This window comes from Thioclava sp. F1Mire-8 (genome assembly GCF_002213165.1).
GTDB lineage: Bacteria > Pseudomonadota > Alphaproteobacteria > Rhodobacterales > Rhodobacteraceae > Thioclava > Thioclava nitratireducens.
Genome location: NZ_NBNY01000001.1, coordinates 118,269 through 143,712, shown reverse-complemented (window position 1 = coordinate 143,712; position 25,444 = coordinate 118,269). Strand labels below are relative to the sequence as shown.

19 protein-coding genes are annotated in these 25,444 nt (G+C 65.2%); 5 read left to right on the top strand and 14 right to left on the bottom strand.

What is annotated here, in order from left to right:
• Positions 1 to 4: 4 nt before the first annotated feature.
• The 8 genes from B6V75_RS00660 to chvE form a co-directional block, all read right to left on the bottom strand.
• Positions 5 to 2,023: an AAA family ATPase gene (locus tag B6V75_RS00660; RefSeq protein ID WP_088718402.1), complete on the bottom strand. Its 2,019-nt coding sequence runs from the start codon at positions 2,021 to 2,023 to the stop codon at positions 5 to 7.
• A gap of 553 nt (positions 2,024 to 2,576) precedes the next feature.
• Entirely contained in the window at positions 2,577 to 4,094 is a 1,518-nt protein-coding gene (locus B6V75_RS00655; protein WP_088718401.1) for an aldehyde dehydrogenase (NADP(+)), read from the bottom strand.
• Between the two features lie 11 nt (positions 4,095 to 4,105).
• A complete protein-coding gene (locus tag B6V75_RS00650; protein ID WP_088718400.1) occupies positions 4,106 to 5,017 on the bottom strand; it encodes a Gfo/Idh/MocA family oxidoreductase in 912 nt (303 codons plus the stop codon).
• Positions 5,017 to 6,759, bottom strand: coding sequence for an L-arabinonate dehydratase (araD, locus tag B6V75_RS00645; RefSeq protein WP_088718399.1), 1,743 nt, complete (start codon positions 6,757 to 6,759; stop codon positions 5,017 to 5,019). Before araD ends, B6V75_RS00650 begins: the two co-directional genes overlap by 1 nt.
• A gap of 8 nt (positions 6,760 to 6,767) precedes the next feature.
• Positions 6,768 to 7,754 (bottom strand): AraD1 family protein, encoded by a 987-nt coding sequence (gene araD1, locus B6V75_RS00640; protein ID WP_088718398.1) that lies wholly within the window; start codon positions 7,752 to 7,754, stop codon positions 6,768 to 6,770.
• 1 nt (position 7,755) lies between these two features.
• Positions 7,756 to 8,958, bottom strand: a complete 1,203-nt coding sequence (gene mmsB / locus B6V75_RS00635) for a multiple monosaccharide ABC transporter permease (RefSeq protein WP_075777069.1) — start codon at positions 8,956 to 8,958, stop codon at positions 7,756 to 7,758.
• Positions 8,959 to 8,966: 8 nt separating this feature from the next.
• Entirely contained in the window at positions 8,967 to 10,487 is a 1,521-nt protein-coding gene (gene mmsA / locus B6V75_RS00630) for a multiple monosaccharide ABC transporter ATP-binding protein (RefSeq protein WP_088718397.1), read from the bottom strand.
• Positions 10,488 to 10,566: 79 nt separating this feature from the next.
• Positions 10,567 to 11,622, bottom strand: a complete 1,056-nt coding sequence (chvE, locus tag B6V75_RS00625) for a multiple monosaccharide ABC transporter substrate-binding protein (protein ID WP_075777067.1) — start codon at positions 11,620 to 11,622, stop codon at positions 10,567 to 10,569.
• A 134-nt stretch (positions 11,623 to 11,756) separates the two neighbouring features.
• Here chvE and B6V75_RS00620 point away from each other — a divergent pair, with 134 nt between their 5' ends.
• The 5 genes from B6V75_RS00620 (at position 11,757) to B6V75_RS00600 (ending at position 17,887) form a co-directional block, all read left to right on the top strand.
• Positions 11,757 to 12,683: a LysR family transcriptional regulator gene (locus tag B6V75_RS00620; RefSeq protein ID WP_075777066.1), complete on the top strand. Its 927-nt coding sequence runs from the start codon at positions 11,757 to 11,759 to the stop codon at positions 12,681 to 12,683.
• Between the two features lie 115 nt (positions 12,684 to 12,798).
• A complete protein-coding gene (locus B6V75_RS00615) occupies positions 12,799 to 13,779 on the top strand; it encodes a tripartite tricarboxylate transporter substrate binding protein (RefSeq protein ID WP_158275097.1) in 981 nt (326 codons plus the stop codon).
• Positions 13,780 to 13,782: 3 nt separating this feature from the next.
• Positions 13,783 to 14,226, top strand: a complete 444-nt coding sequence (locus B6V75_RS00610) for a tripartite tricarboxylate transporter TctB family protein (protein ID WP_088718395.1) — start codon at positions 13,783 to 13,785, stop codon at positions 14,224 to 14,226.
• Between the two features lie 13 nt (positions 14,227 to 14,239).
• On the top strand, positions 14,240 to 15,739 hold the full coding sequence (locus tag B6V75_RS00605; protein WP_088718394.1) for a tripartite tricarboxylate transporter permease: 1,500 nt from the start codon (positions 14,240 to 14,242) through the stop codon (positions 15,737 to 15,739).
• Between the two features lie 102 nt (positions 15,740 to 15,841).
• On the top strand, positions 15,842 to 17,887 hold the full coding sequence (locus B6V75_RS00600) for an ATP-dependent helicase (protein WP_088718393.1): 2,046 nt from the start codon (positions 15,842 to 15,844) through the stop codon (positions 17,885 to 17,887).
• A gap of 67 nt (positions 17,888 to 17,954) precedes the next feature.
• Here the strand turns inward: B6V75_RS00600 and B6V75_RS00595 are convergent, their stop codons facing one another.
• Genes B6V75_RS00595 through B6V75_RS00570 form a run of 6 tightly spaced genes read right to left on the bottom strand, consistent with a single transcriptional unit; the run spans position 17,955 to position 25,438 of the window.
• The gene (locus B6V75_RS00595) at positions 17,955 to 18,977 is read right to left on the bottom strand and encodes an alginate lyase family protein (protein ID WP_075777061.1); all 1,023 of its coding nucleotides are present in this window, start codon (positions 18,975 to 18,977) and stop codon (positions 17,955 to 17,957) included.
• A gap of 4 nt (positions 18,978 to 18,981) precedes the next feature.
• Positions 18,982 to 21,693, bottom strand: a complete 2,712-nt coding sequence (locus B6V75_RS00590) for an SEL1-like repeat protein (protein ID WP_088718391.1) — start codon at positions 21,691 to 21,693, stop codon at positions 18,982 to 18,984.
• 32 nt (positions 21,694 to 21,725) lie between these two features.
• Positions 21,726 to 22,343: an alginate O-acetyltransferase AlgF gene (locus tag B6V75_RS00585; protein ID WP_168174417.1), complete on the bottom strand. Its 618-nt coding sequence runs from the start codon at positions 22,341 to 22,343 to the stop codon at positions 21,726 to 21,728.
• Positions 22,340 to 23,659 carry a hypothetical protein gene (locus B6V75_RS00580; RefSeq protein WP_075777058.1) on the bottom strand — a complete coding sequence of 440 codons (1,320 nt, stop codon included), beginning with the start codon at positions 23,657 to 23,659 and terminating at the stop codon, positions 22,340 to 22,342. Before B6V75_RS00580 ends, B6V75_RS00585 begins: the two co-directional genes overlap by 4 nt.
• Positions 23,656 to 24,378 carry a hypothetical protein gene (locus tag B6V75_RS00575; protein ID WP_075777057.1) on the bottom strand — a complete coding sequence of 241 codons (723 nt, stop codon included), beginning with the start codon at positions 24,376 to 24,378 and terminating at the stop codon, positions 23,656 to 23,658. Before B6V75_RS00575 ends, B6V75_RS00580 begins: the two co-directional genes overlap by 4 nt.
• Positions 24,371 to 25,438, bottom strand: a complete 1,068-nt coding sequence (locus tag B6V75_RS00570; protein WP_088718389.1) for a hypothetical protein — start codon at positions 25,436 to 25,438, stop codon at positions 24,371 to 24,373. Before B6V75_RS00570 ends, B6V75_RS00575 begins: the two co-directional genes overlap by 8 nt.
• Positions 25,439 to 25,444: the final 6 nt, after the last annotated feature.

Here is a 25,444-nt window from a genome sequence, read left to right as displayed (position 1 = left end):
CCCATCAGGAATCCCCCACGAGAAAAGCCCGCCTCTTGGAAGGCGGCCCCTCTTCCTCCACTCGGATTGCGCCATTGCTCAGAAGCTGTTCCATTGCTGCTTGGAAAGCGCGCTTGCTCACGCCCTCGCTGCCGGGCAGCCCTGCGAAGACCTTAGGGGCGTAGGCCGACGAAGCCTTGGGCGATACCTTCCTGCCCTGCTTGGTGTGCTCGGCCAGCAGGGAAAGGAAAACCCGCTCGGCCTTACTGTTCCGCTCTTCGCGTGTGGGGGCGTCGGGAACGAAGACGCCCCCCATCCACGTCAGACCAATTTCCTCGCCCGTGCGCCCGTAGTTGGCTTTCATGGTTTCAAGAATCCGGGCATCGGGGTCAGCCTCATACCCATCATCCTTCACCCTGCGCAGATAAAGCCGGGAACGGACGGAATTGCTCCACGCGGTCGAACCGGACGCGCCGGTGCCGCTGTTGAGCCCGGTCAGCGAAGGGTGCGCCAGCAGGACAACTGCGCACTCATATTCAATCGCCAAGTGCCGCAGCATCCCGATAAACTGGCGGCCATGCGCACGGTCGTTTTCGTTCCCCGCGTGCAAGTCCGCCAGCGTGTCGAGAATGATCAGCTTGGGGCGTTCGCGCTCCATCGTTCTACAGATTTCAGCATAAAGTGCCGTGGGCTTCAGTGCGTTCGTCTTGCGGTCCAGCACCGCCAGCAAGGCGTCCTCCCCCGCCAAAGATCGCATTAGCAACTTGTTGAGAGCTGCCAACGGAACGTCGTTGCTGTCGCAGATGTCAGACAGGCGGCGGTGCAGTTCGTTGTTGTCGTCTTCTGCAGATAGCACCAATGCCTTGCCCGGCTGGTCGATTCCTCGGTTGACCCACCGCCTGCCGGTCACGGTAGAGACGGCAAGCTGAAGCGCCAAAAGGCTCTTCCCGGTGCCGCCATCGCCACCCAACAGGGTGACGGTATTGCCGGGGATGAGGCCGTCCACATGCCACTTGCGCGGCGGGATAGGCAGCCCGGCCCACTCCGATGCGGGAAGGAAAAGCGGCTCGGTCTGTTGCTCCGGCAGGACGCCGACCAGCTCGGCAATCTCCGCCTCTTCCTCGGGCAGCAGCCATCCCATTTCGTCCCAAAGGTCGTCGAAGTCTTCCAGCAGCTCCATGTGGCGAAGGTCGGTTACGGTGTCGTCGTACCAGCCGTGCCGCTCGGCTTCATGAATAACGTGCCAGCCGGTCAGGCCACGGTCAGCTTTACACGAGTCCCAAAGCGCGTCCGTGTGGTCCGCGTCATAGTCGTGGTGTTGCTTGCTCCATTCATGGACCAGTTCGCGGCCCTCTTCGCTGCCCCCGGTCTCGCAATGCACGGCCATAACCATGTGCAGCCACGCGTCCCGGCTGGCGTAGGCGTCGCCATCGTTGGGGCACTTCATGAGCGCATCTCGGATCACGCGGAAGGGAAGGCCCGTGGGCTCGCCCTGCCCCGGCTCCACGACCTTGCGGCGGATTGTCAGAGCCTCGGGCCACTCCGGCAACTCGCGCGTCAGACGGCCCGTATAGACGCCTTTGCCGTTTGTCGCGCCGGGGGCCACCACGAAGCCCCCTTCGCCGCGCACGTCCAACCCAGCGGGCAGCCCGGCGGCGCTATTACCTTCTCCTTGGTATTTGAAATGGAGGTGTCGCCCTCCGGTCGGGGTGAAAGTCTGGCCGGGCGACAAGGTATCCACGTCCAACCCCAAAGCACTGAGTCCAGCGAAACCGTCTTTGCCGTTTTTCAGGTCTACGTCCAAGGCCACGAAGCCGTTGAGCTTGCCAGTTGGCAGCCCGGGCATGGCATCGGGCCACTTCGCCCACCAACGCTCAATCTGCCGGGCGTCACTAGTTGCCTTGTCTTGCCAGCCCTTGACCAGAGGGCGCTTGTTCGCTCCCAACGGGATCACGAAGTAGCCTTCAGCAGCCAAATCATGGGCAGCTTGGCGGTTGTCGGAGACTTGGCCTTTGGGGGCTTTCGAGTTATGTTTTGTTTGCATCTTTCAGCCTTTCTTAGATGCCACGGCGCGGGGGCTTGCAGGCCCGGCACGCCAAATTTCAGGTAGCCCGTCCCTTTCGCAGAGGGGACGGGTTACTCATTTCAGGATAGCGGGGAAGCGGGCTTCGTGTCATCGTGGCCCGGAAGGTGACAATCAGATTTTGCAACACAAACTGCAACACATTTTGCGTCGCGAATATTTTGCAAGTATCTGTTTTACCTATATTAAATGTGAAAACGCCGAGCATGTAGCGGACTTCGTCTCCGCCATCACACATTCCAGTTATGCCTGCCGGGTTTCGGCCAGGCGATTGGTCGGCCCAAATTCCGCGAGAGCGGCAGAGCCACGCGGTCCCGCTTCGTCTCCCTCACCTTTGCATTTCAATGGCATAGCTCCCCCGGCGCGTCTGATCGCGGTCCTTTACGAACGCCGGCCTTGAAGACCCGAGCCCAAGCAAAGAACTACCTGCGCATCCGAACGACATTCGGCCCGGCGATCTGCTCGCCGGGCCGAATGCCATTTCGCGAAGCCCTGCCCGAACCGGCGGGCCTCCTCAGCCCCGAAGGTCTTCGGGCAACAGCGCCTTGGGAATGTTCTGATAGCAGACCGGGCGCAGGAAGCGTCTGATCGAGAGCGTGCCGACGCTGGTCGCGCCGAAATTGGTCGATGCGGGATACGGCCCGCCATGCACCATCGCGTCGCAGACTTCGACACCGGTGGGGAAGCCGTTCGCCAGCACCCGGCCCGCCTTGCGCTCGAGCACCGGCAGCAGGCGGCGGGCGAGATCGGCGTCGGCGTCATCCATCTGCAAGGTCGCGGTCAGCTGGCCCTCGAAGCTGCGTGCGACCTTCACCATTTCGTCGGCATCCTTGACGGTCACGATCAGGCCGAGCGGGCCGAACACCTCCTCGGAGAGAGCCGCGTTCTCCAGCCAGTCGGCGGCGGAGACGCGGAACAGGTAGGGCTTCGCCTCGCGCCGGTCGCAGACCTGGGTCAGCAGCTCCTGCACGCCGCCGGATTCCTGCATCCGCGCCGCGCCCTTGCGATAGGCTTCGGCGATGCCGTCGGTCAGCATGACCTGCGCGCCGCTCGCCTCGAGGGCGGCCAGCGCGGATTTGACGAAGGCTTCACCCGCGTCGCCCTCCATCACCACCGCGATGCCGGGATTGGTGCAGAACTGGCCCGCGCCCATGGTGAGCGAGGCTGCCCAGCCGACGCCCAGATCCTCGCCGCGCGCCGAAGTCGCTTCGGGCAGCAGGAACATCGGGTTGACCGAGCCCAGCTCGCCGAAGAACGGGATCGGCTCGGGACGCTGGGCGCACAAATCGTAGAGCGCCTTGCCGCCCGCCAGCGATCCGGTGAAGCCCACGGCCTTGATCCGCGGGTGCTGCACCAGCGCCTGCCCCACATCATGCGAGCCACCCTGGACGAGGCTGAACACGCCCTTGGGCATGTTGCATTTCTCGGCCGCGGCCTTGATCGCTTCGGCCACGATCTCGCCGGTGCCGGGATGCGCCGGATGGCCCTTCACGACGACCGGGCAGCCCGCCGCGAGCGCCGCGGCTGTGTCGCCGCCCGCGGTCGAGAAGGCCAGCGGGAAGTTCGACGCGCCGAAGACCGCGACGGGGCCGATCGGACGCTGGATCATCCGCAGATCGGGGCGCGGCAGCGGCTGGCGGTCGGGGAGTGCTTCATCGTGACGCCGGTCGAGGTAATCGCCCTTTCGGATATGATCGGCAAAGAGGCGCAACTGGCCAACGGTCCGGCCGCGCTCGCCGTTCAGGCGCGCCTCGGGCAGACCGCTTTCCTGCGTCCCGATCTCGGTGATCGCCTCGCCGCGGGCGTCAATCTCGTCGGCGATGGTGTCGAGGAATGTCGCCCGGGTCTCGCGGCTCGAATAGCCATAGTCCCAGAACGCCTCCTCCGCCGCCTCGCAGGCAGCATTCACCATCTCGACCGTACCCATGCAGAACTCATGCGACGGCCCTTCGACAGGCTCCGATGTGAATTTCGGCTCGGTCTCGATCCAGTCGCCTGCGATCAGATGCTTGCCATGCGGGGTATAGGTCATTTCGGTATCCTTCAGAATTCGAAGTCTTCAACAGCGGTGCGGCGGCCCAGCAGGAACGCGTCGGCCACATGCACCATCGGCGCAAGATCCACATCGGATGCGCCTTGCCGCACCAGCCCCGCCATGCGGGCGTAGAGCGCGGGGTATTCTTCCATGATGCTCTCGGCACCCTCGGCTTTCGTACCGCCGATCTCAAGCACATTGCCGCCCAAACGCAGCGCCATCGCCCCGGCATCGGTGTCGATCTCGATATCCCAGGTCTGCGGGCCTTCCTGACGCCAGTCGAAATCCGCCTCGATGGAGCCGGTGAAGCTCAGCCGCGCGGCGATGGGGGCCTGCCGGTTGGCGGGAAATTCCAGCTCTGCCGCCGTAAGGTGAACCGGCGCGGGAAGAATTTCGGTCAGGATCGAGAGTGCGTTGATGCCCGGATCGAAGACGCCCATGCCACCGGGCTCGAACACCCATTCCTGCCCGGGATGCCATTTGCGCACGTCCTCGCGCCAGATGATCCGGCCCGAGTGAACCTTGCGATCCGCGAGCCATGATTTGGCGGCCGCCACCGCATGGGCCATGCGCGAATGCCATGTCGCGAACAGCGTGAGGCCCCGCGCGGCGGCCATCGCCTCGAGCGTATGCACCTCGGCCAGGGTCGCGCCGGGCGGCTTTTCGAGCATGACGTGCCGCCCGGCCTCAAGAGCTGCACGCGCCGCGAGGAAGCGCGGCACGGGCGGCAGGCAGAGGCTCACAACTTCGATTTCGGGATGGGAGGAGAGCATCTCCTCGATCCGGGTGTAGGCTGGCACCCCCTCGACCGTGCCATGCCGCGAAACCGTCGCTGCCAGTTCCCAATCCGGGCTGGCGGAGATGGCGGGCACGTGTTGATCCAAGGCGATCTTGCCGATGCCGACGAGCGCGAGTTTCATCAGTGACTGTCCTTTCCGACCGGGTTGCCGCGGCAGCCGACGAGGAAATCGAGGTCCGCCCCGGTATCCGCGCCCATCACATGCGCCTGATGCAGCCACGCATAGCCACCTTCCGGCCGCTCATGGCTCGGCTGCCACTTGGCAAGCCGCTCGGCCAGTTCCGCGTCCGAGATTTCGAGCGTCAGGCTGCGGTTCGGCACGTCGAGCGCGATCATGTCGCCGTTCTGCACGACCGCCAGTGGACCACCGGCGGCGGCCTCGGGCGAGGTGTGCAGCACGACCGTGCCGTAAGCCGTCCCTGACATCCGCGCATCCGAGATCCGCACCATGTCGGTGATGCCCTTCTTCAGCACTTTCGGCGGCAGGCCCATATTGCCCACCTCCGACATGCCGGGATAGCCCTTGGGGCCGCAATTCTTCAGCACCATCACGCAGGTCTCGTCGATATCGAGCGCGTCGTCGTTGATCTTCGCCTTGTAGTCGTCGATATCCTCGAAGACGACGGCGCGCCCACGGTGGGTCAGAAGATGCGGGCTCGCGGCGGAGGGTTTGAGCACCGCCCCTTTCGGCGCGAGATTGCCGCGCAGCACCGCGATGCCGCCCTGATCGGTCAGCGGCTTGTCGGCGGGCAGGATCACGTCCTCGTTCCAGTTCACGACGTCCTTGACCTCGTCCCAGATCGCCCCGCCCGACACGGTCAGCGCGTCCTTGTGCAGCTGCCCCGCCTCGCCGAGACGCTTCAGTACGACCGGCAGACCGCCCGCGTAGAAGAATTCCTCCATCAGGTATTTGCCCGATGGCATCAGGTTCACGATGGTCTTCACATCGCGCCCGCAGCGGTCCCAGTCGTCGAGCGTGACATCCACGCCGACCCGGCCCGCCAGCGCCAGCAGATGCACCACCGCATTGGTCGAGCCGCCGATCGCGCCATTGGTGCGGATCGCGTTCTCGAAGGCCTGCTTGGTCATGATGTCAGAGGGCTTCAGATCGTCCTTCACCATCTGCACGATGCGCCGCCCCGAAAGCTGCGCCATCACGCGGCGGCGGCTATCCACCGCCGGGATCGCGGCATTGCCCGACAGCGCCATGCCGAGCGCTTCGGCCATGCTCGCCATCGTGCTTGCCGTGCCCATCGTGTTGCAGGTGCCCGAGGAGCGCGACATCGAGGCTTCGGCTTCGAGGAACTCTTCCTGCGTCATCTCGCCCGCCTTCACGGCTTCGGAGAATTTCCACAGATGCGTGCCCGAGCCCACGCGCTCGCCCCGGAAATAACCGTTCAGCATCGGACCGCCAGTGACGACGATGGACGGGATATCGCAGCTCGCCGCCGCCATCATCAGCGATGGCGTGGTCTTGTCGCAGCCCACCAGCAGCACCGCCCCGTCCATCGGCTGGCCACGGATGGTCTCTTCGATCGCGAGGGCCGCGAGGTTGCGAAACATCATCGCGGTCGGGCGGAAGGTGTTCTCGGAGGCCGAGAAGACCGGCACTTCGACCGGGAAGCCACCGGCCTCCCAGATGCCCGCCTTTACCTTCTCGGCCAGCTCGCGCAGGTGGCCGTTACAGGGCGTCAGATCGGACCATGTGTTCAGGATGCCGATGATCGGGCGACCGTCGAACAGGTCATGCGGATAGCCTTGGTTCTTCATCCAGCCGCGGTGGTAGATCGTGTCGCGCGTATTGCCGCCATACCATTCCTGCGAGCGCAGTTTGCGGGGCCAGGGGGCAGGTTTGAAAGCCATGTCGGACCTCAGAGGCTGGCGACGGCCACGGGGGCCGACGCGTCGGAATTGCGGGCGAGCGGATTACGGAGCGCGAGACCGAACTGTGGGCATTCGATCTCGAAGACGTCCCCCGGCTCGGCGCTGATCCCGTCGGCGAAGCTGAGCGTGGCGGTGCCGAAGAAATGCACATGCACATCGCCCGGATCGCGGAAGGGCGCGTATTTGAAGTGGTGATGCTCGAGATTGGCTATCGTGTGGGACATGTTCGCCTCGCCCGAGAGGAATGGCTTTTCCCAGACCGTCTTTCCATCGCGCAGGATGCGGCTGGTGCCCTCGACGCTGTCCGGCAGATCGCCCACCAGCATCTCGGGACCGAAGCTCGCCGGGCGCAGCTTGGAATGGGCGAGCCACAGGTAGTTCCCGCGCTCGGTGACGTGGTCGGAGAACTCGTTGCCCAGCGCGAAGCCCACGCGGACCGGCTGCCCGTCGGGCGCGATAACGTAGAGCCCCGCGACCTCCGGTTCCTCGCCACCATCGAGCGCGAAGTTCGGCGAGGTCAGCGCAGCGCCCGGCGCGACAGCGGCCAGACCGTTGCCCTTGTAGAACCACTCGGGCTGCACACCCACGGAGCCAGCGGCGGGCTTGCCGCCCTCCAGCCCCATGCGGAACATCTTCATGCTGTCGGTCATCTCGTCGGTGACCTTGGTGTGCATCGCGTCGCGGGTGGAGGCGGAGCCCAGATGGGTCAGCCCCGTCCCCGTCAGATGCAGATGCGCGGCATCGGGATGATCGAGCGGCACCAGCATGCGCCCCTCGGCATAGGCGGCCTCCAGGTCCACCTCGTCCCCCTGCCCGCGCGCGGCGATCTCGGCAGCCAGATCGTGCCCGGCGGCGATGGCGGCCAGCGCCAGATCGCGCGTGGTGGAGACACCCGGCACCAGATGCGCGGGGCCGTCTTCACGCACGGCCACGGCGCGCGATCCGTCGGCAAGGGTCAATTGCGAGAGCAACATCTCAGGCTTCCTTGTTCTTGTTGTAAACATCGAAGAAGACGGCGGCGAGCAGCACGAGCCCCTTGATGACCTGTTGGTAATCGATGCCAATCCCGAGGATCGACATGCCGTTATTCATCACGCCCATGATGAAGGCGCCGACGACCGCGCCGATGATCTTGCCCGAGCCGCCCGACATCGAAGCACCGCCGATGAAGACCGCCGCGATCACGTCCAGCTCCACCGCGAAGCCCGCTTTCGGCGTGGCGGTGTTCAGGCGTGCGGCAAAGACGAGACCGGCGAGCGCGGCCAGCAGGCCCATGTTCACGAAGGTCAGGAAGGTCAGCCGCTCTGTGCGGATGCCCGACAGCTTGGCCGCCTTCGCATTGCCGCCCACCGCGTAGACCCGGCGGCCCAGCGTGGTGCGTTCGGTGACGAAGACATAGATGATCGTCAGGATCACCATCGACAGCAGCACGTTGGGCAGGCCGCGGAACCATGCGAGCTTCCATGTCACGAAGAGAAGGGCTGCGGCGACGATGGCGTTGCGCAGCACGAAGAGGCCAAGGGGTTCGCCCTCGATCCCGTAGCGCGCATCGCGGGAGCGCGCACGGACGCCCAGCCACACCAGCAGTACCACCGCGGCGACACCCACCGCCAGCGCCAGCGAATTGGGGCGGCCCACGCCGAACGGGTCAGCGATGAACCCGGTCGAGAGCGCCTGGAACGATTTCGGGAACGGGCCGATGGACTGTCCTTCGAGCAGCCAGAGCGACAGCCCGCGGAACACCAGCATCCCCGCCAGCGTCACGATGAAGGACGGGATCTTCCAATAGGCCACGAAATAACCCTGCACCGCGCCGATCGCCATGCCCATGACGAGGCACGCCGGGATCGCCACCGCGACCGGCAGGTCCATCGATACGATCAGCACGGCGGCGAAGGCCCCGATGAAGCCCATGACAGAGCCGACCGAGAGGTCGATATTGCCCCCCACGATCACCAGCAGCATGCCCAGCGCCATGATGATGATGTAGCTGTTCTGCAGGAACAGGTTGGTGATGTTGACCGGTTTGAGCAGCGTGCCGCCCGTCACGATCTGGAAGAACAGCATGATCGCGATCAACGCAAACAGCAGTCCGTATTCGCGGATGTGGCGCGCGATATAGGCGCCGATCCCAAGGCCACCGGAGGGCTCGGAATTCGCTTGTTCGATCTGGTCCATGACTTTTCCTATTCCCTAACGATCAAGGACATGATGCACTCCTGGCTGGCCTCGTCGGCGTTCAACTCGCCCACGAAACTGCCCTCGTTCATCACATAGATCCGGTCGGACATGCCCAGGAGTTCCGGCATCTCCGAAGAGATCATGATGACGGCCTTCCCGGCCGCGCTCAGTTCGTTGATGATCCCGTAGATTTCGTATTTCGCACCGACATCGATGCCGCGCGTCGGCTCGTCGAGGATCAACACCTCCGGCTCGGTAAAGAGCCATTTCGCGAGCACGACTTTCTGCTGGTTGCCGCCCGAGAGGTTCATCACCTTCTGGAACACCGAGGGCGTGCGGATATTGAGGTCGCGGCGGTATTTCTCGGCCACCTCGGTTTCGCGATAATCCTCGACAACGCCGTTCTTCGCCACCGCGCCGAGATTGGCCAGCGTGGTGTTGCGCTGAATGGTCTCCTCGAGGATCAGCCCGAGGCTCTTGCGGTCCTCTGTGACATAGGCGAGCCCAGCCGCGATGGCGCGGTCGACGGTCGAGACATCGGCGGGCTTGCCGTGGATCAGCACCTCGCCCGAGATGTCGCGCCCGTAGCTGCGCCCGAAGACGCTCATGGCAAGTTCCGTGCGGCCCGAGCCCATCAGCCCCGCGATGCCCACTACCTCGCCGGCACGGACATGCATCGACAGGTCGCGGATCATCTGGCGGTCGCGGTGTTCGGGGTGGCGCACGTTCCAGTTCTTCAGCTCGAACAGCACCTCGCCCGCGCGACGGGTCCGGTCGGGGAAGCGATGCGCCATGTCGCGGCCCACCATGTCGCGCACGATGCGGTCCTCGGTAAGATCGCCGCCGCGCGCGTCAATGGTGGAGATCGTGGCCCCGTCGCGGATCACGGTCACGCTGTCGGCCACGCGCTTCACCTCGTTCAGCTTGTGGCTGATGATGATCGAGGTCACGCCCTGCGCCTTCAGCTCCAGCAGCAGATCGAGGAGCGCCTGGCTGTCGGATTCCGACAGAGCCGCAGTCGGCTCGTCGAGGATCAGCAGGCGCACGTTCTTCGACAGAGCCTTCGCGATCTCGACAAGCTGCTGCTTGCCCACGCCGAGGCTGTCGACCAGCGTTCCGGGCGCCTCTCGCAGCCCGACCTTCTTCAGCAGGCCCTCGGTTTGCTGGAAGGTTTCCTGCCAGTTGATCACGCCGCTCTGGGCGCGTTCATTGCCGAGGTAGATGTTCTCGGCAATCGACAGAAGCGGCACGAGCGCCAGCTCCTGGTGAATGATGATGATGCCGCGATCCTCGCTGTCGCGGATGTCGCGGAATTCGGCAGCGGTGCCGTCATAGACGATCTCGCCGTCGTAGCTGCCTGCGGGATAGACGCCTGAGAGCACTTTCATCAGGGTCGATTTTCCCGCGCCGTTCTCGCCGCAGATCGCGTGGATTTCGCCCTCGCGGACCGCGATCGAGACGTCGTCGAGCGCTTTCACACCAGGAAAAGTCTTGGTGATGTTGCGCATTTCAAGAAGGGTGGTCATCCGACCTCTCCGGCGTCAAATCGGGGGGAATTGGCCGCCCCGAAGGGCGGCCAGCGTGGCAAGTCGGGGCAGGCCCGGCTTACTCGATCTGATCCTTGGTGTAGTAACCGGAGTCGATCAGAACCTTTTCCCAGTTCGATTTGTCCACCGGCACCGGCTGGAGCAGGAAGGACGGGATCACCTTGACGCCATTGTCATAGGTCTCGGTGTCGTTGATCTCGGGCTCGCCGCCCTTGAGCATCGCGTTGACCATACCGACGGTGACTTTCGCCAGTTCGCGGGTGTCCTTGAAGATGGTCGAATACTGCTCGCCCGCGAGGATCGATTTCACCGAGGGGATTTCGGCGTCCTGACCGGTGACGATCGGCATCTTCATGTCGCCGGACCCGTAGCCCACGCCCTTGAGCGAGGACAGAATGCCGATCGACAGCCCGTCATAGGGAGACAGAACCCCTTGCACCTTCTTGTCGGTGTAGTTGGCCGAGAGCAGATTATCCATGCGCGCCTGTGCGACCGCACCGTCCCAGCGCAGCGTGCCGACCGTGTCCATGCCCATCTGGCCCGAGGGGATGACAATATCACCCGAGTCGATGAGCGGCTGCAGCACCGACATCGCGCCGTTGTAGAAGAAATAGGCGTTGTTGTCGTCCGGCGAGCCGCCGAACAGCTCGACATTCCACGGCTTCTGATCGGGGAAACGCTCTTCGAGGCCCTGCACCAGCGAATTGGCCTGCTCGACGCCGACCTTGAAGTTGTCGAAGGTCGCGTAATAGTCGACATCCGGGGTGTCGCGGATCAGGCGGTCGTACGCGATGACCTTGATATCGGCGGCCTTCGCGTTGGCCAGCGCGTTCGACAGTGTGGTGCCGTCGATCGCGGCGATCACCAGAACGTCCACGCCCTTGGTGATCATGTTCTCGACCTGGGCGAGCTGGTTGGGAATGTCGTCTTCGGCGTATTGCAGATCGGTGTCGTAGCCTGCGGCCTGGAACTGCTCGACCATCGAGTTGCCGTCGGAAATCCAGCGGGCCGACGATTTGGTGGGCATCGAGATGCCGACAGTTTCGGCCCAGGCGCCGGTCCCGAGCAATGCGGTGCCGATCGCCAGCGCTGCGGCGGCGGTTTTGATTTTCATGGTGTCCTCCCTATGACGGTGCGCGGTCCGTCGATCTCCTCGCGCAGCCCGATACCGGGCGTGGAAGAGACACTAGCAATGTCGGTGCATGATGATAAAATTACATTCTACGCGATCTGCATACCAATATTGATATGTCACTTTCCCACCTGATGTTGAAACCGGCGCAGCTGCGCCTGATTCGCGCCGTCGCTGAATCCGGCCAGTTGCAACTCGCCGCCGAAAGCTGCGCGATGACCCAGCCGGCCGCGTCGCGGATGCTGGCCGAGGTGGAGCGCCGCGTCGGCGCCCCCCTCTTCAACCGTCTGCCCACCGGGATGGAGCCGACCGAGATCGGGCTCACCGTCCTGCGCCGCGCCCGCGCGGTTCTGCGCGAACTGGAGAGCATGAGCTCCGACATCGAGGCGCTGCGCCACGGCCACGCCGGGCGGGTGCGGATCGGCGCGGTGACCGGCCCGGCGGTGGGCTATCTCGTGCCCGCGATCCGCGCGATCAAGCGCGCCTCGCCCGAGACCGACATCTCCGTGGAGGTTCTGCCTTCGCGCGATCTTCTGGGCTATCTCGCGGCGGGGGAGATGGATTTCATCCTCGCCCGGGTTCTGCCCGAATTCGACAGCGCGCTGTTCGACATCACGCCGATGCGCGACGAGAAGGTCGTCTTCCTCGTGCGCTCCGATCACCCGCTGGCCCGCGCGCCCATCGTGACGATGACCGAGCTGGGCGAGTATGAATGGATCATGCAGCAGCGCGGCGCGCCGATCCGGGAGGCCACCTTCGAGGCTTTCGCCGCGCTCGGCCTGTCCGAGCCGCGCGACTGCGTGAACAGCCCCTCGCTTCTGTTCACCATCGCCTATCTCGCGCAGAGCGACGCGGTCGCCTCGGTCTCGGAAGAGGTCGCGCAACTGCTGATCCGCGCGCCGGTGAATGCGAGCTTCAAGATCCTGCGGATGCACCATCAGCTAAGCGTGTCGCCCTATTACCTGCTCTGCCTCAAGCGGCGCCCGCTGTCGCCACTCGCGCTCAGACTGCGCGACGAACTGTTGCGGCTGGCGGCGGAATAGCAGGTGCGCCGATGCCGACCAATTTCCGGTAACGCCTTGCCAAGCCCAGAACATTCCGCAATCTTGCGCGCGATTACGGGCATTTTTGCCAAATATGACTCCGGGAGGCTCTACCATGATCATTTCGCGTCGCGCGGCCCTTTTGGGCGCTGCCGCTGTTTCGCTTTGCAAGCCCGCTCTGGCACAGAATGCCAACTGGCCGAGCCAGCCGCAGCACGTATTCGTGGGCTTCCCCGCGGGCTCTTCGCCCGACCTGCTGGCACGGATCGTGACCGAGCCACTGGCCGACAAGCTGGGCCAGCCCATCGTGATCGAGAACAAGCCCGGCGCGGGCGGCGTGATCGGCATCCAGCAGATGCTGAACGCGCAGGATCAGAAGAACACCTTCGCCACCACGATCAACGGCCCGCTGACCACCGCACCGCGCCTGACGCCGAATCTCGGCTATGACGTCGCCAAGGATATCGCGCCGGTCACGCTGATCGCGACCTCGCCGCTGGTGCTTGTCGTGGCTGCCGATTTCCCCGCCGACGATCTCGCGGGCTTCGTGAAAGCCGCCGGGAAAGAGCCCGAGGCGCTGGCCTACGGCTCGGTCGGCAAGGGCTCGGGCGCGCATCTGACAGCAGAGCTGTTCTCGGACCGCGCCGGCGTCGAGATGCTGCATATCCCCTTCACCTCCTATGCCGAGGTCACCACCGCGATCATCGCGCACGAGATCGATTGCGGCTTCATGGCGCCCTCGGCTGCGATGCAATATGTCGAGGCGGGCAAGCTGAAGATCCTCGGCATCACCTCCGAGAAGCCGTTCGCGCAGGCCCCGGGCGTCCCGGTCATGGCGGGTCAGGCCGGTCTGCCCGACGATTTCCGCGCCGAGCTGTGGAACGCCTTCATCGCCCCCGCAGGGACGGATCCTGCGATCATCGACACGCTCAACACCGATATCAACGCGATCCTCGCGGATGACGCCGTGCAGAAGCGGCTGCTGGACATGGGCTGGCAGGCGGCGGGCGGCTCGCCCGAGGATCTGAAACAGCGCATCGCCGAGGACACCAAGGTCTGGGGCGCGGTGCTCGACCGGATCGACGCGAAGAACTGATCGATGAAGCGGGACATTCCTGATTTGGCGGGTGGCGTCCTTCTGGTCGCCATCGGCCTCTTCGTCACCCTCTACGCGGTGGATCACTACGAGATCGGCTCGCTGCGCCGGATGGGGCCGGGGTTCTTCCCGGCGCTTCTCGGCGGCGTGCTGGCGGTCTTGGGGGTGATGATCGCCCTACCCGCCCTCGCCCGGCGTGGTGAGGCGATCCGCATCGCGTGGAAGGAATGTCTCGCGGTGCTGGCGGCGATCCTCGTCTTTGCCGCGGGCCTCGACCGCGTGGGGCTGGTGCCGGTGACGTTGGCCAGCGTACTGATCGCGACGCTGGCCGCTCCCGATCGCCGGATCGGCTGGCGCATCGCGCTCGCGCTCGTCGTCACGCTCCTGTCGGTCGCGGTGTTCTCCTTCGGATTGAAAATGATCGTCCCGCTCTGGCCGGGACGATGAGAGGCATCTGGCTATGAGCGGTTGGGACGGGTTCCTTCACGGGCTGAGCGTCGCGGCGCAACCCGACGTGCTGATCTATTGCGTGTTCGGCGTGCTCCTCGGAACCTTCGTGGGCGTCCTGCCCGGGATCGGCGCGATGGCGACGATCTCGCTGCTGCTGCCGATCACCTATTACCTGTCGCCCGAGGCGGCGCTGGTGATGCTGGCCGGGGTCTATTACGGCTCGCAATATGGCGGCGCGGTGGCCTCGATCCTGCTACGCCTGCCCGGGACTCCACAATCGGCGGTGACAACTCTCGACGGCTATCCGCTGGCCCAGAGCGGCCGCGCGGGCGTGGCGCTTTTCACCTCGATGATCTCCAGCTTCTCCGGCTCGATAATCGGGATCGTCGTGTTGATCCTGCTGTCGGGCGCGCTGGCGCGGGCAGCGATCGCCTTCGGTGCGGCGGAATATGCCGCGATGATGATCCTCGGCCTCGTCGCCGCCTCGACGGTGGGGGCGAAATACCCCGCCAAGGGGCTGGCGATGGTGGTGCTGGGGCTGATCCTCGGCTGCATCGGCACCGATGTGAATTCCGGCGTTCAACGTTTCACCTTCGGCCAGACCGAGCTGATGGACGGCGTCAACCTCGTGGCGCTCGCAATGGGCCTGTTCGGGGTGGCCGAGGTGATCGCCAATATCCACGTCGCCGAGCGTACCGGCGTGCCGCCCCGCGTCGCGCTGCGCGAGCTGTTGCCCAGCCGGGCAGAGCTGCGCCGCATCCCCTTCCCCGCCCTGCGCGGCGCCAGCCTCGGCAGCTTCTTCGGCGCGCTGCCCGGCACCGGTTCGACGATCTCCTCCTTCCTCGCCTATGCTGCGGAACGTCGGATTTCACGCCGACCCGAGCAGTTCGGCACCGGCGCGATCGAGGGCATCGCGGGGCCCGAGGCCGCCAACAACGCCGCCGCGATCAGCGCCTTCGTCCCCACGCTCGCGCTTGGCATCCCGGGCGATCCGATCATGGCGCTGATGCTGGGCGCGCTGGTCATTCACGGCGTGCAGCCCGGCCCACTGATGCTCGATGCAAGGCCCGACATGTTCTGGGGCCTGATCGCGAGCTTCGGCATCGGCAACCTGCTGCTCCTGATCCTGAACCTGCCGCTGATCGGCATCTGGGTGTCGATGCTGCGTATCCCGTTCCGCTGGCTCTATCCGGCGATCCTGATTTTCGTCTGCCTCGGCGTCTATTCGGTGCGGGGATCCAGCTTCGACATGTTCGCCGTCGCCGCGATCGGGTTGGTGGGCTACGCGCTCTCGCTGGCCCGGTTCAACCCGGCGCTTCTGCTGTTGGGCTTCGTGCTGGGCCCGCTGATCGAGACCAACCTGCGCCGCGCCCTGCTCATCGCCCGCGGCGACCCGATGGTCTTTCTCGAACGTCCGCTCGCCGCGGCTTTCATGATCGCAGCTGCGGGGCTGATCGTGATGTCGCTGGTGCAGGTGATCGGGCGCCGCGCGCGTTCAGTCGGCGGCTGATAGCCCACCGTGCAAGCTCGGCACGAAAGGCGAACATTTCAAGTTCTCATTTCGTTCCCATTCCGTTAACTTTCCTCCACGGACCGGAACGGGGGACAGGGAATGCCAGAGGCAGGCTATCTCGACAAGCTGAACGACAACCAGCGGGCCGCGGTGGAATTCGGCGTCGGCGGCGAGGCGCTCTCGCCGCCGCTTCTGGTGATCGCGGGAGCCGGGTCGGGCAAGACCAATACGCTCGCCCACCGGGTCGCGCATCTGCTGGTCAACGGCGCCAATCCGCGACGCATCCTGCTGATGACCTTCTCGCGCCGCGCCGCGACCGAGCTGACGCGTCGGGTGGAACGGATCACCGCGCAGGCCATGGGCACAGCTGTCGCCGCCGAGGCCCTGACATGGGCCGGGACGTTCCACGGCATCGGCGCGCGGATCCTGCGCGAGCATGCGCTGTCGATCGGGCTTCACCCGGAGTTCTCGATCCATGACCGCGAAGACAGCGCCGATCTGATGAATCTCTGCCGTCACGGGCTGGGCTTTTCGAAAACCGAAAGCCGCTTTCCCGCCAAGGGCACCTGCCTTGCGATCTATTCCCGCACGGTGAATGCCGAAACGCCGCTGGGCGAGGTGCTGCGCGACAGCTTTCCGTGGTGCGCGCAGTGGCAGGAGGAGCTGAAGCAACTCTTCGGCGCTTACGTGCAGGCAAAGCAGGCGCAGAACGTGCTCGATTACGACGACCTGTTGCTGGCCTGGGCGCAGGTCATGGCGGATCCGGGGTTTGCCGCGCATATCGGCGGGGCCTGGGACCACGTTCTGATCGACGAGTATCAGGACACCAACCGTCTGCAGGCGCGTATCCTGAAGGCGCTGAAACCGGACGGGCGCGGCTTGACCGTGGTCGGAGATGACGCCCAGTCGATCTATGCCTTCCGGGCCGCCACCGTGCGCAACATCCTCGATTTTCCCGACAGTTTCGACCAGCGCGCCGATGTCATCACGCTCGACCGCAACTACCGCTCGACCCAGCCGATCCTCGCCGCAGCCAACGCGGTCATCGGCCTCGCGAAAGAGCGGTTCACCAAGGATCTCTGGACCGAGCGCGCTTCGGGGCCGAAACCTCAGCTGGTGACCGTCCAGACGGAGACCGAGCAGGCGCGTTTCATGGTCGATCGTATTCTCGAGAACCGCGAGACCGGCATGAAGCTCAAGGAGCAGGCGGTGCTGTTCCGCACTTCCAGCCACTCGGTACAGATCGAGGCCGAACTCACGCGGCGCAATGTGCCTTACGTGAAATTCGGCGGGCTCAAGTTCCTCGACAGCGCGCATGTGAAAGACCTGCTGTCGTTCCTGCGGCTGGCACGCAATCCGCGCGACCGTGTGGCGGGGTTCCGGGTGCTGCAACTGATGCCGGGCATCGGGCCCAAGGCGGCGGGGCGCATTCTGGACGCGCTCGACCTCGCCCCCGATCCCCGCGCAGCGCTTGCCGATGTCGCGCCGCCAGCCCGCGCCGGAGCGGACTGGGAAGGCTTTGTCGAGGCCATGAGCACGCAGGCCGCATGGCCCGTAGCACTTGGCCTTGCCCGCGCATGGTACGACCCGCATCTCGACCGGCTGCACGAGGATGCCGAGGCCCGGCGCGCCGATCTGCTGCAACTCGAACAGATCGCGACCGGCTACCCGTCGGCCGAGGCGTTCCTGACCGACCTCACGCTCGATCCGCCCGACGCCACCAGCGATCAGGCGGGCGTGCCACTCAAGGACGAGGATTACCTGATCCTGTCGACCATCCACTCGGCCAAGGGGCAGGAATGGAAATCGGTCCATCTGCTGAACGCCGTCGACGGCTGCATGCCGTCAGACCTCGGGACCGGTTCGAGCCACGAATTGGAGGAGGAGCGGCGGCTGCTCTACGTCGCGATGACGCGGGCGAAGGATCAGTTGACCCTGGGGCTACCGCTGCGGTTCTACGTCACGCAACAGACCCGCAACGGCGACCGGCATGTCTATGCGATGCGGACGCGGTTCATCCCGCGGGAAATCCTGCACCATTTCGAGTCCGTTCACTGGTCGCCGGTGCAACATGGCGGGGCGGCCCAACGCCCTACCCCCGCCCCCATCGACGTCGCAGCGTCCATGCGACAGATGTGGAGCTAAGCTCCGGTGAGGTCCGCCCTGCCCGTCCGGACATCAGGGCGGACCCTTCGCTTCGGCTTCGCCTCGCTTACCACAGGGCGGATTGTTCACCGCCGAGCTTGGAATTGCTGAGGGGGCGATACTCCTCGACGAAGGAAGCGATTTCCGGCGCGTCAAAGAGCGACAGATACGCATCGGCCCAAGCCAGTTCGAAGCTTTTCAGCTTTTCGTCGCCGGTGGCGAAGGTCTGCTCCTCGCCGGCCTTCTCGGCGACCATGTCGAGGTTGTCGAAGGCAGCCGGGATGAATTTGACCGCGCGATGGATCGCGCCGTCGCACATGTCGAAGGTCGGATAGCCATCACCTTGCAGAAGCGCCGCGCCGACTACGAGCGGGGCGACGGCGTGAAGCTGATAGTGCAGCGCGCGGGGACCGCGCTCCATCTCCCATTTCAGCGCGCCGTCCTCGTCGGCCTGACAGGCGACGAGCGCGAAGCTCGTATTGGCCCAGGCCTTGAGGTAATCGTCGCCCGCAGCATTGCCGACGGCCGCCGCGGCGAGCCCTGCCCAGGCGCGCAGGTTGTTCTGACTCGCCATGTCCGGCGCCTCGGTGTCGAACCACTTGGCAGTGTGACGCGCCCGCGCCTTCAGCCAGTCCTCGATCGTTTTCGCCTTGTCGGGATCGACCTCCGTCGCGGATTCGGCCTGAAGATAGGCCAGCGCCATCGCGCCGAAGCGCGACGGGGAGGAGAGATTGGCGTTCATGCTCTGAAGATCGCTGAGCGCATCAGCTTTCGCCCAGACGTTAAGCGCGTCCACCACGCAGGCGGCGGCGTCCTCGGCGCCGTCCCCGCCCTTTGCGGCCTTGTTGGCCTTGCCGGTGAGATCCACGATGAAATCGTCGATCGGGCCCAGCGCCTCGTTCACCGCCGCGTTCGAGGCTTTGTCGATGTCCGAACGGTCCTTGCTGTCGTCCGTGTAGCGGCTGCCATAGTCGAGAGAGACGACGGGCTCTGGCACGTTCATGCAGGTGACGTCGCTTGCGTCCTGCGCCCAGAGGGCGGGCGCCGGCAAGGCAGCGACGAGCGCCCCGATGATGAGAAATCGTTTCATGACTCTACTTTCGTGTCTCGCGTTGCTGAATGAGGCGCGCCGTGGCGGCGGCCGTTTCGTTGCCCGCACGGGCGGCGGCGAGAAGCAGTTTCCGCGACCGCTCCATGGATTGGTCGACGCCAACCCCGTAGGCATAGGCCTGCGACAACAGATACATCGCGTCGGCGTTGCCCCCGTCTGCCGCGCTTTGCAGCAGCGAGGCGTAGCGCTCTGCCGTGTCGTCGGGTGCGTCGCTTTCGCGCACGATCCGGGCCAGTTCGAGCTGTGCCGCGGCATTCCCCTTCTTTGCGGCCTCGGCGTAAAGGGCACGGCGATCTACCTTCGCGTTAACGATCTCGCGCACTTTCGGGTCCGAATATTCGAGGAAATTGAAGATATCGGCGATGTCCTTGGGCGCCGCGATCTTCAGCAGGCGGACCGTCATCGCGGCCGTCTTCTCGGTGCTCATCTCGATCTTGCCGTCCTGGCGCAGCGACAGAAGCCGGCGCAGCGCAAGGGGATAGCCACGGTCTGCGGCAGCGCGGTAAAGCTTCATCGCGCGCGCCTTGTCGTCCTCGGACGACCCCATTTCGCGCAGGGCGTCGGCAACGGCCACGTCTTCCCACCCGTCGCCTTCGGAAACCGCGCTCGCGATCTTGAGCCAATGATGCGCCCCATCCTTGGCGTCGATCTTGCGCAGGACATGTGCATAGTCGAGCGCCATGGACGTCGTGCAGTCGATGGTGCTGCGAATGCGGGCCCGGTAGGTCGCGACATCGCCGGCCTTCTTGAGATAGGGCAGCGCGAAGAGCATGGCCTTCACGTCCCCGTTTCGCGCGATGGCGTCGCGATAGGTTCGCCATGCCGTGTCGGAATCCATGATACCGTGATCGATCAGAACCCCGATCGCGGTGCCGTTGCCGTTCTTCGCAAGGTCGCGGGCGAGCGAGATCATCCGTTCACGCTGGCTCTTGTCGAGTTCGGTGCGGCTTCCCAGCACAGAGAGGTAGAGCGTCTTCGCCCCCGTCTCTCCCGCGTCGATGGCCTGCGCCAGAAAATCCTCGGCGGCGCCGACATGGCCGCGATTGAGCGCGAGTTTCGCTTCCGCCGTGTAGAGCGCGCCACCCGAGGCCTCTGTCATCCGGCGCATCTTGTCGCCCGCGCCTTCGGGGTTCACGTCATGGAAATTGGCCAGCGACCGCGCGCGCATGTTGATCGCCTGCGATTGCAGCCGGGCCACCGTCAGCGGATCGTCTTGGGGGTTCACCGCGTCGAGCTGGCTCGGAGTGAGTTCGACCGTCGAGTCGCCGGCGAATTCTTCCATCTTCGTCCAGTATTTCGACTCCGAGAGGATCGGGGCATCCCGTGACCGGCACTGGAAAATGGCCTGGAGATCCTGCATCGGTTCGGTCTTGCCGTCGATATAGACCGCGTCACGCAGCTCCGAGACGATGTTGAGCAGGTCCTGCTCGCCGTCGGCATCGCGGATCTTGATCTCCGCAAGGTGCATCCGGGCCGCCGAGAGCGTCGGATCGATCTTCAGCGCCTCGGCGTAGAGCTTGGCGGCACGGTCCTCGCCGGCCCACCGCCCCTGCTGTTCGAGGACGAGATTGCCGCGCTGTGCATAGGCCCAGGCGGGGGTACCCGGCGCGTCGATCATCCGGTCCAGCGCATCCGCAAGACGCGCCCGCCCGCCGGGCTCGTTCTTATGGGCGCGGGCGATGTTCACGAGACGGATCCGCGCGGTTGGGTCGCCGTAACCGGCGGCCTCCTCGTAAAGCGCGCGGGCTTCTTCGGGATCACGCTCGGTCAGGGCACCGCGTTCGAGGATGCCCCCGAGGCGCAGCATCGCGTAGGGCAGATCGAAATCCGCCGCCTGACGCAGGCTCTTCATCATCAGGTCGTTGTCCCGGTCGACTTCGGTCGCCTCGCGGTTCATTTCGGCAAGGTTCCAGGCGGCGTTGGCCCCGCCCAGCCTGGCCGCGAAACGGTACCAGTCCTCGGCCAGCTTCGGATCTGGTGCGACGACCTCGCCGTCGCGGAAGATCGCGGCAATGCGGTTCACGCGGTCGCACAGAAGCGGATCGAGATCGCCCAGCAGGTTCCCGAGCGCCATGGTCACGGCCACGTTGGGCGCGATGTTCCAGTCGTCGATCTTCTGCTTGTAGGACAGCTCGACCATGCGCAGCAGCGAGGTACTGTCGCCCGCATAGGCGGCCTGACGCCAGAGTGCGATGGCCCGCTTGCGATCGCGCGCGACACCGGTGCCGTTATAGAGCAGTTCCGCCGCCGTGCGTTTGACCGAAGCCGATCCGGCCGGCGCCATGTCGAGCAGGCGCTTGACCAGACCTTCATCCGCGAGATCCTGCATCCGGCCCGCAGCGACGAGAAGGTCGATGCGGTCCAGAAGAAGGTTGGTCTTGTCGTAGCCGTCCCCGGACTTTAGCAGGCGCTGGTCCGCCGCCTCGATGACGTCGAACCAGCGTTTCGCGTCGTTCTGGCGCAGCAGCCGCAGGTCGCGGCGGATGAGCCTCACGTCGCGGTCGCCCAGTGGCCCGCCGTCATAGTCCTTCCACCTTTCGGTCAGGACGTGCTGCGGAGGCCGGGGGCTGCAGGTATCGCTGCCAGCCTCGACCTGGGGAGGATCGAACGGCACCGAGACCGGTTTTGCATGGACCGATCCGGTCTGGGCAATCAGGCCCAATGCTATGGCGGAAAGGATGCGTGTCAGAGACATGGTGATCTTCTCCAGGACGAGGCGTGTCAGTTTCAGTTCGCGTAGGTGCTGTCGGTGGCGGTCAGCGCGCCGTCGGCGCCGACGATCACCGTGGTCGCGGTACCGCGACGCAGCTCCAGCGGATCGAGGCTCGAGAGCGTCTCACCGTCCTGACGCAGCTCGAAGGTCAGGGTCAGCGGCGCCTTCAGGCCGACTGCCCCTTCAGTGCCGGGCGCTACATCGGACAGTGCCGCCGTTTTCGCCTCGGTTGCATAGAGATCGAAAGTCTTCATGTCGCTCAGGTTGTAGAGCAGCAGATCCGCCTGCGCGGGGCTTTCGGTTATGTCGTCCTTGATCATCGGTTCGTCCTTGACCGAAGACAGGATGGTGTAATGGGTGCTGGCGCCCACCTCGACGGAGCGTTCCTCGTCGCCGACGGTGAGGTCCACGTCGCCGGGGGCAACCTCGACATAGGGGGTCAGGCCCGCATCCGAGGTCTCGAGCCGCGTACCGTCGATCGACACCGAATCCGCATCGGGCGCGATCACGCGCAGGAAGGAGGCATCCGGCGAGGACGGCTCGGGGTAGAGCCCTTCATCCTGCGCGGCCGCGGGCAGCGCGGTCAGCAGCGCGACAGGGAGGGAAAGCAGAAGCGTTCGCTTGTTCATCATGTCTGGGATCCTTTCAAGGTACATGTGGAGAGCGTGGCGTCCTTCTCGGCCGGCTGGTCGAGTTCGACGCGCACATGGGTGTAGTCCTTGCGCCAAAGCGGGCGCGCATACTCGTAAAACCAACGGGTCGGCCCCACACGCTCGGAGCGCTGGATCGTCGTGGAGCCGGTGAGACCATCGTCGTTCGAGAACTTGAGCGTGGCGCGCACACCGTTCGCCCGGCCGGTATCGACACCGAGATAGCTCTCGGGCGTCCAGCTGTTGGCGGGCAGGTCCGCGGTCAGCACGTTCGGGTCGGGATTGGCGGTCTTGAGCGGCGTGCAGTCGGCGCCGGCCGCCGCGATCAACTCGCGCAGGGGGCGTTCGCCGAACCCGCCGAGATTGTTGTAGATCGGGTTTTCCCAGATCAGTACGCGCGGCTTGTTCTCGCGGAAATCCTCCGACAACAGGTAGGAGGTGATCGCGCCGAACTGGTTGCCGCCGGTCACCGAGTAGTTCGCGACCTGTGCCTGGGTCTCGTAGGACAGGGCATCTTCGAAGCTGAACATCTTCTCGGCGGACATCGAGGTGCCGACCAGCGCGATCGGCGGACCGGCGCTGTCGGCCGCGAAGATATCGCCCGCGTCGCCGCTGCCGCCGCCTTTTTCGGTGGCCTTGAACCGTTCGGTCCGCGGCACCGGCAAGCCGTCGCGGCAAAATTTCTGAATATGGCGCCGCAGCGCGGATTCGACCGGCTTGGTGCCCGTCGAGGTCAGCTCGATCTTGGTCGTTTTCATGTCGTCGAGCGATGGCGTCTGGTGAATCGTGTCGGCGATCGCCTTCGCCACGGAATGCGCGCCGTCCGGCGACCAGTGGAAATCGAGGCCGATGAAAGGCTGGCGATCGTCCGGCAAGGTATTCATCGCCGCGACGGTGTCGATGGCGGTGACATTCGCGTCGGCCAGCCGCGACAGGAACGCCTTGTACCCGGCCTGGGCGAGCGCCTTGTCATAGCCGTAATCCGCCGCTTCGGGCGGCAGGTGCTCCGGCATCGCGAGGCTCTTGGTCGGAATCGGCACGTAGATCAGCTTGGTGCCCCTCTCGGCCAGCACCCGCGACAGCGTGCCCACGGTTTTCGCGGCCGCCGCAGAGAGCGGGTGATAGGTCCGCATGTTGAGGTTGAGGCGGTAGAAAAAGCCGTCGCTGCCTTCGAGAACCGGCAGGTTATCCGCCGTGGCGAGCCCGTGGCAGTCATAGGCCGACTTCTGCTGTGCCAAGGCCGATCCGGTCCCGGCGGCCAGCAGCCCGGCGGCAAGTGCGAGTGAACGGAGTATCATTGCGTTTCCTTCTCGGTATCGTCGGAACGGGCGTCGAGCTGCGCGAGGATCGACTTTGCGGCCGTGCGCGTGCCCAGTTCATCCGCGTCCGAAGCGGCATGGGTGAGGATGGAATGCAGACGTTCGGGCGCGACGAGGTCCGGGTTCTGCAGGGCCTTGGAGCCGATCTGGATCGCGGCGGCGCCGTCGCCGGACTCGGCCAGCTCTAGCAGCAGGTCGCGGGCACGCTCGGGATGGTAGCCGAAGGGCTTGCCGGACTCGTAAAAGCCCGTCAGCGCCTCGCGCGCCTTGGTGTAGCCCTGCACCGCCAACGTCCGGATCGCGTTCTCGAGATGGTGGAGCCGCTTGTCCGAGACGTCGAGATCGGGCCGCTCGAGGATGCGGATCAGCGGCCCCAACGCGTAGTCGCGCCCGGTGAACACCGCAGAGGCGTAATAGAGCGCCGCGTCTCCGACGACGCTCGGATCGTCGAGCGCCATCAGCCGGTTGGCATAGCGGAACGCGGCCAGCCCGTCGCCCGCATCCGCGAGCGCGCGCATCTCGGCAAAGCTGAGATGCTGGTCGTGCAGCATCCGCTTGCGGTCGTGCTGCAGCTTCCAGGTCGGCAGGTCGGCGGTCTCGGTGACGCGGTCGTCGATCACCGCCTGCCCGAACACCGGTCCGGCCAATACGACCGCGAGCAGGCCCGCCATGGTCGTCGCAAGACGCGGATCACGCATTTCCGGCCTCCTTTCCGTCGATGTATTTCGGCTCGCCGAGATAGCGGATCGGGAATTCCCAGATCACCCGCGCGGGCGGCGCATCGTCCAGTTTCGGCTCGGACAGGAACGCGTTCATCGGTTCGATCGGGCCGCGGCCTTCCTCGGCGAGGTTAAGGATGTCGCGCCCCAGCGCGATCTTGAGGGCGGGCACGAAGCTCCAGGACTTGTTGGCGCTGTAGCTCGTGCCGACCAGAACCGTGTCGATCGGCGCATCGTCGGAGGCGAAGATGCCCTTCTTTTCCGCGCCTTTCTCTTCGGCGACATAGGGCGTCACCCGCTCGGGGCCGAGCCCCACGCTCGGCGCGAAATCGTCGGTGGTGACGAAGGACACCAGGTCCCCCATGAATTCCTTGGGCCGCGCCGGGACCTTCTTGAACACCGTGTCGCCATGGGAAATCTTGCCCGATTGCGCCACGACCTTGGCCACCCTCGCAGCCCCCTGCGGGGTCCAGTGCGTGTCGCGCGTCAGGAAGACCGGATCGGGCCCGGCATCGGCCAGCGCGGGCCGGGTATCGACGGTCGTGACGCCCTCATCGGTCAGCGCCGCGCGGAAGGCGCGATACTGGTCCTCCATCGCCTGCCCCGCCTGTTCGCCGCCGTGGTCGCGGTAGATGTCGATCTTCGCGGGCACCGGCACGACGACGAGCTTGGTCCCCAGCGCGTTGAGCTGCGCCTTGACGTCGGCGACGACCCCGGCGGCGGTCTTGATCTCGGACGGCGTGGCGCGATCGAATTCCTCATCGGTGAAGAGCCAACCGTCATCGCCCGCCGTCACGCCGTCACGGCCTTCGCCGATCAGCTCGTAGCGCGCAGCCCCGATCAGGCCGACCGCGGTCTTGCGGTGCGGCTGCGCCTTTCCGTAGAGCGCGCCGAGCGACGTCGCAGCCTTGCCGCTCACGAAGTCGCCCTTGACCGTTCCGGGCAGCCCCTTCTCGAAGATATCCACGTTCACGAACAGCGCGTAGCCGAGGAACAGGATCGGCACGCTGGTGCGTATGGCTTTCAGCATCATCTGCATGGGTCC

Excerpts from the sequence above, each read along its gene's own strand:
- B6V75_RS00660 (WP_088718402.1), bottom strand. The coding sequence starts at position 2,023 with ATGCAAACAAAACATAACTCGAAAGCCCCCAAAGGCCAAGTCTCCGAC.
- B6V75_RS00655 (WP_088718401.1), bottom strand. The coding sequence starts at position 4,094 with ATGACCTATACCCCGCATGGCAAGCATCTGATCGCAGGCGACTGGATC.
- B6V75_RS00650 (WP_088718400.1), bottom strand. The coding sequence starts at position 5,017 with ATGAAACTCGCGCTCGTCGGCATCGGCAAGATCGCCTTGGATCAACAC.
- araD (WP_088718399.1), bottom strand. The coding sequence starts at position 6,759 with ATGGCTTTCAAACCTGCCCCCTGGCCCCGCAAACTGCGCTCGCAGGAA.
- araD1 (WP_088718398.1), bottom strand. The coding sequence starts at position 7,754 with ATGTTGCTCTCGCAATTGACCCTTGCCGACGGATCGCGCGCCGTGGCC.
- mmsB (WP_075777069.1), bottom strand. The coding sequence starts at position 8,958 with ATGGACCAGATCGAACAAGCGAATTCCGAGCCCTCCGGTGGCCTTGGG.
- mmsA (WP_088718397.1), bottom strand. The coding sequence starts at position 10,487 with ATGACCACCCTTCTTGAAATGCGCAACATCACCAAGACTTTTCCTGGT.
- chvE (WP_075777067.1), bottom strand. The coding sequence starts at position 11,622 with ATGAAAATCAAAACCGCCGCCGCAGCGCTGGCGATCGGCACCGCATTG.
- B6V75_RS00620 (WP_075777066.1), top strand. The coding sequence starts at position 11,757 with ATGTCACTTTCCCACCTGATGTTGAAACCGGCGCAGCTGCGCCTGATT.
- B6V75_RS00615 (WP_158275097.1), top strand. The coding sequence starts at position 12,799 with ATGATCATTTCGCGTCGCGCGGCCCTTTTGGGCGCTGCCGCTGTTTCG.
- B6V75_RS00610 (WP_088718395.1), top strand. The coding sequence starts at position 13,783 with ATGAAGCGGGACATTCCTGATTTGGCGGGTGGCGTCCTTCTGGTCGCC.
- B6V75_RS00605 (WP_088718394.1), top strand. The coding sequence starts at position 14,240 with ATGAGCGGTTGGGACGGGTTCCTTCACGGGCTGAGCGTCGCGGCGCAA.
- B6V75_RS00600 (WP_088718393.1), top strand. The coding sequence starts at position 15,842 with ATGCCAGAGGCAGGCTATCTCGACAAGCTGAACGACAACCAGCGGGCC.
- B6V75_RS00595 (WP_075777061.1), bottom strand. The coding sequence starts at position 18,977 with ATGAAACGATTTCTCATCATCGGGGCGCTCGTCGCTGCCTTGCCGGCG.
- B6V75_RS00590 (WP_088718391.1), bottom strand. The coding sequence starts at position 21,693 with ATGTCTCTGACACGCATCCTTTCCGCCATAGCATTGGGCCTGATTGCC.
- B6V75_RS00585 (WP_168174417.1), bottom strand. The coding sequence starts at position 22,343 with ATGATGAACAAGCGAACGCTTCTGCTTTCCCTCCCTGTCGCGCTGCTG.
- B6V75_RS00580 (WP_075777058.1), bottom strand. The coding sequence starts at position 23,659 with ATGATACTCCGTTCACTCGCACTTGCCGCCGGGCTGCTGGCCGCCGGG.
- B6V75_RS00575 (WP_075777057.1), bottom strand. The coding sequence starts at position 24,378 with ATGCGTGATCCGCGTCTTGCGACGACCATGGCGGGCCTGCTCGCGGTC.
- B6V75_RS00570 (WP_088718389.1), bottom strand. The coding sequence starts at position 25,438 with ATGCAGATGATGCTGAAAGCCATACGCACCAGCGTGCCGATCCTGTTC.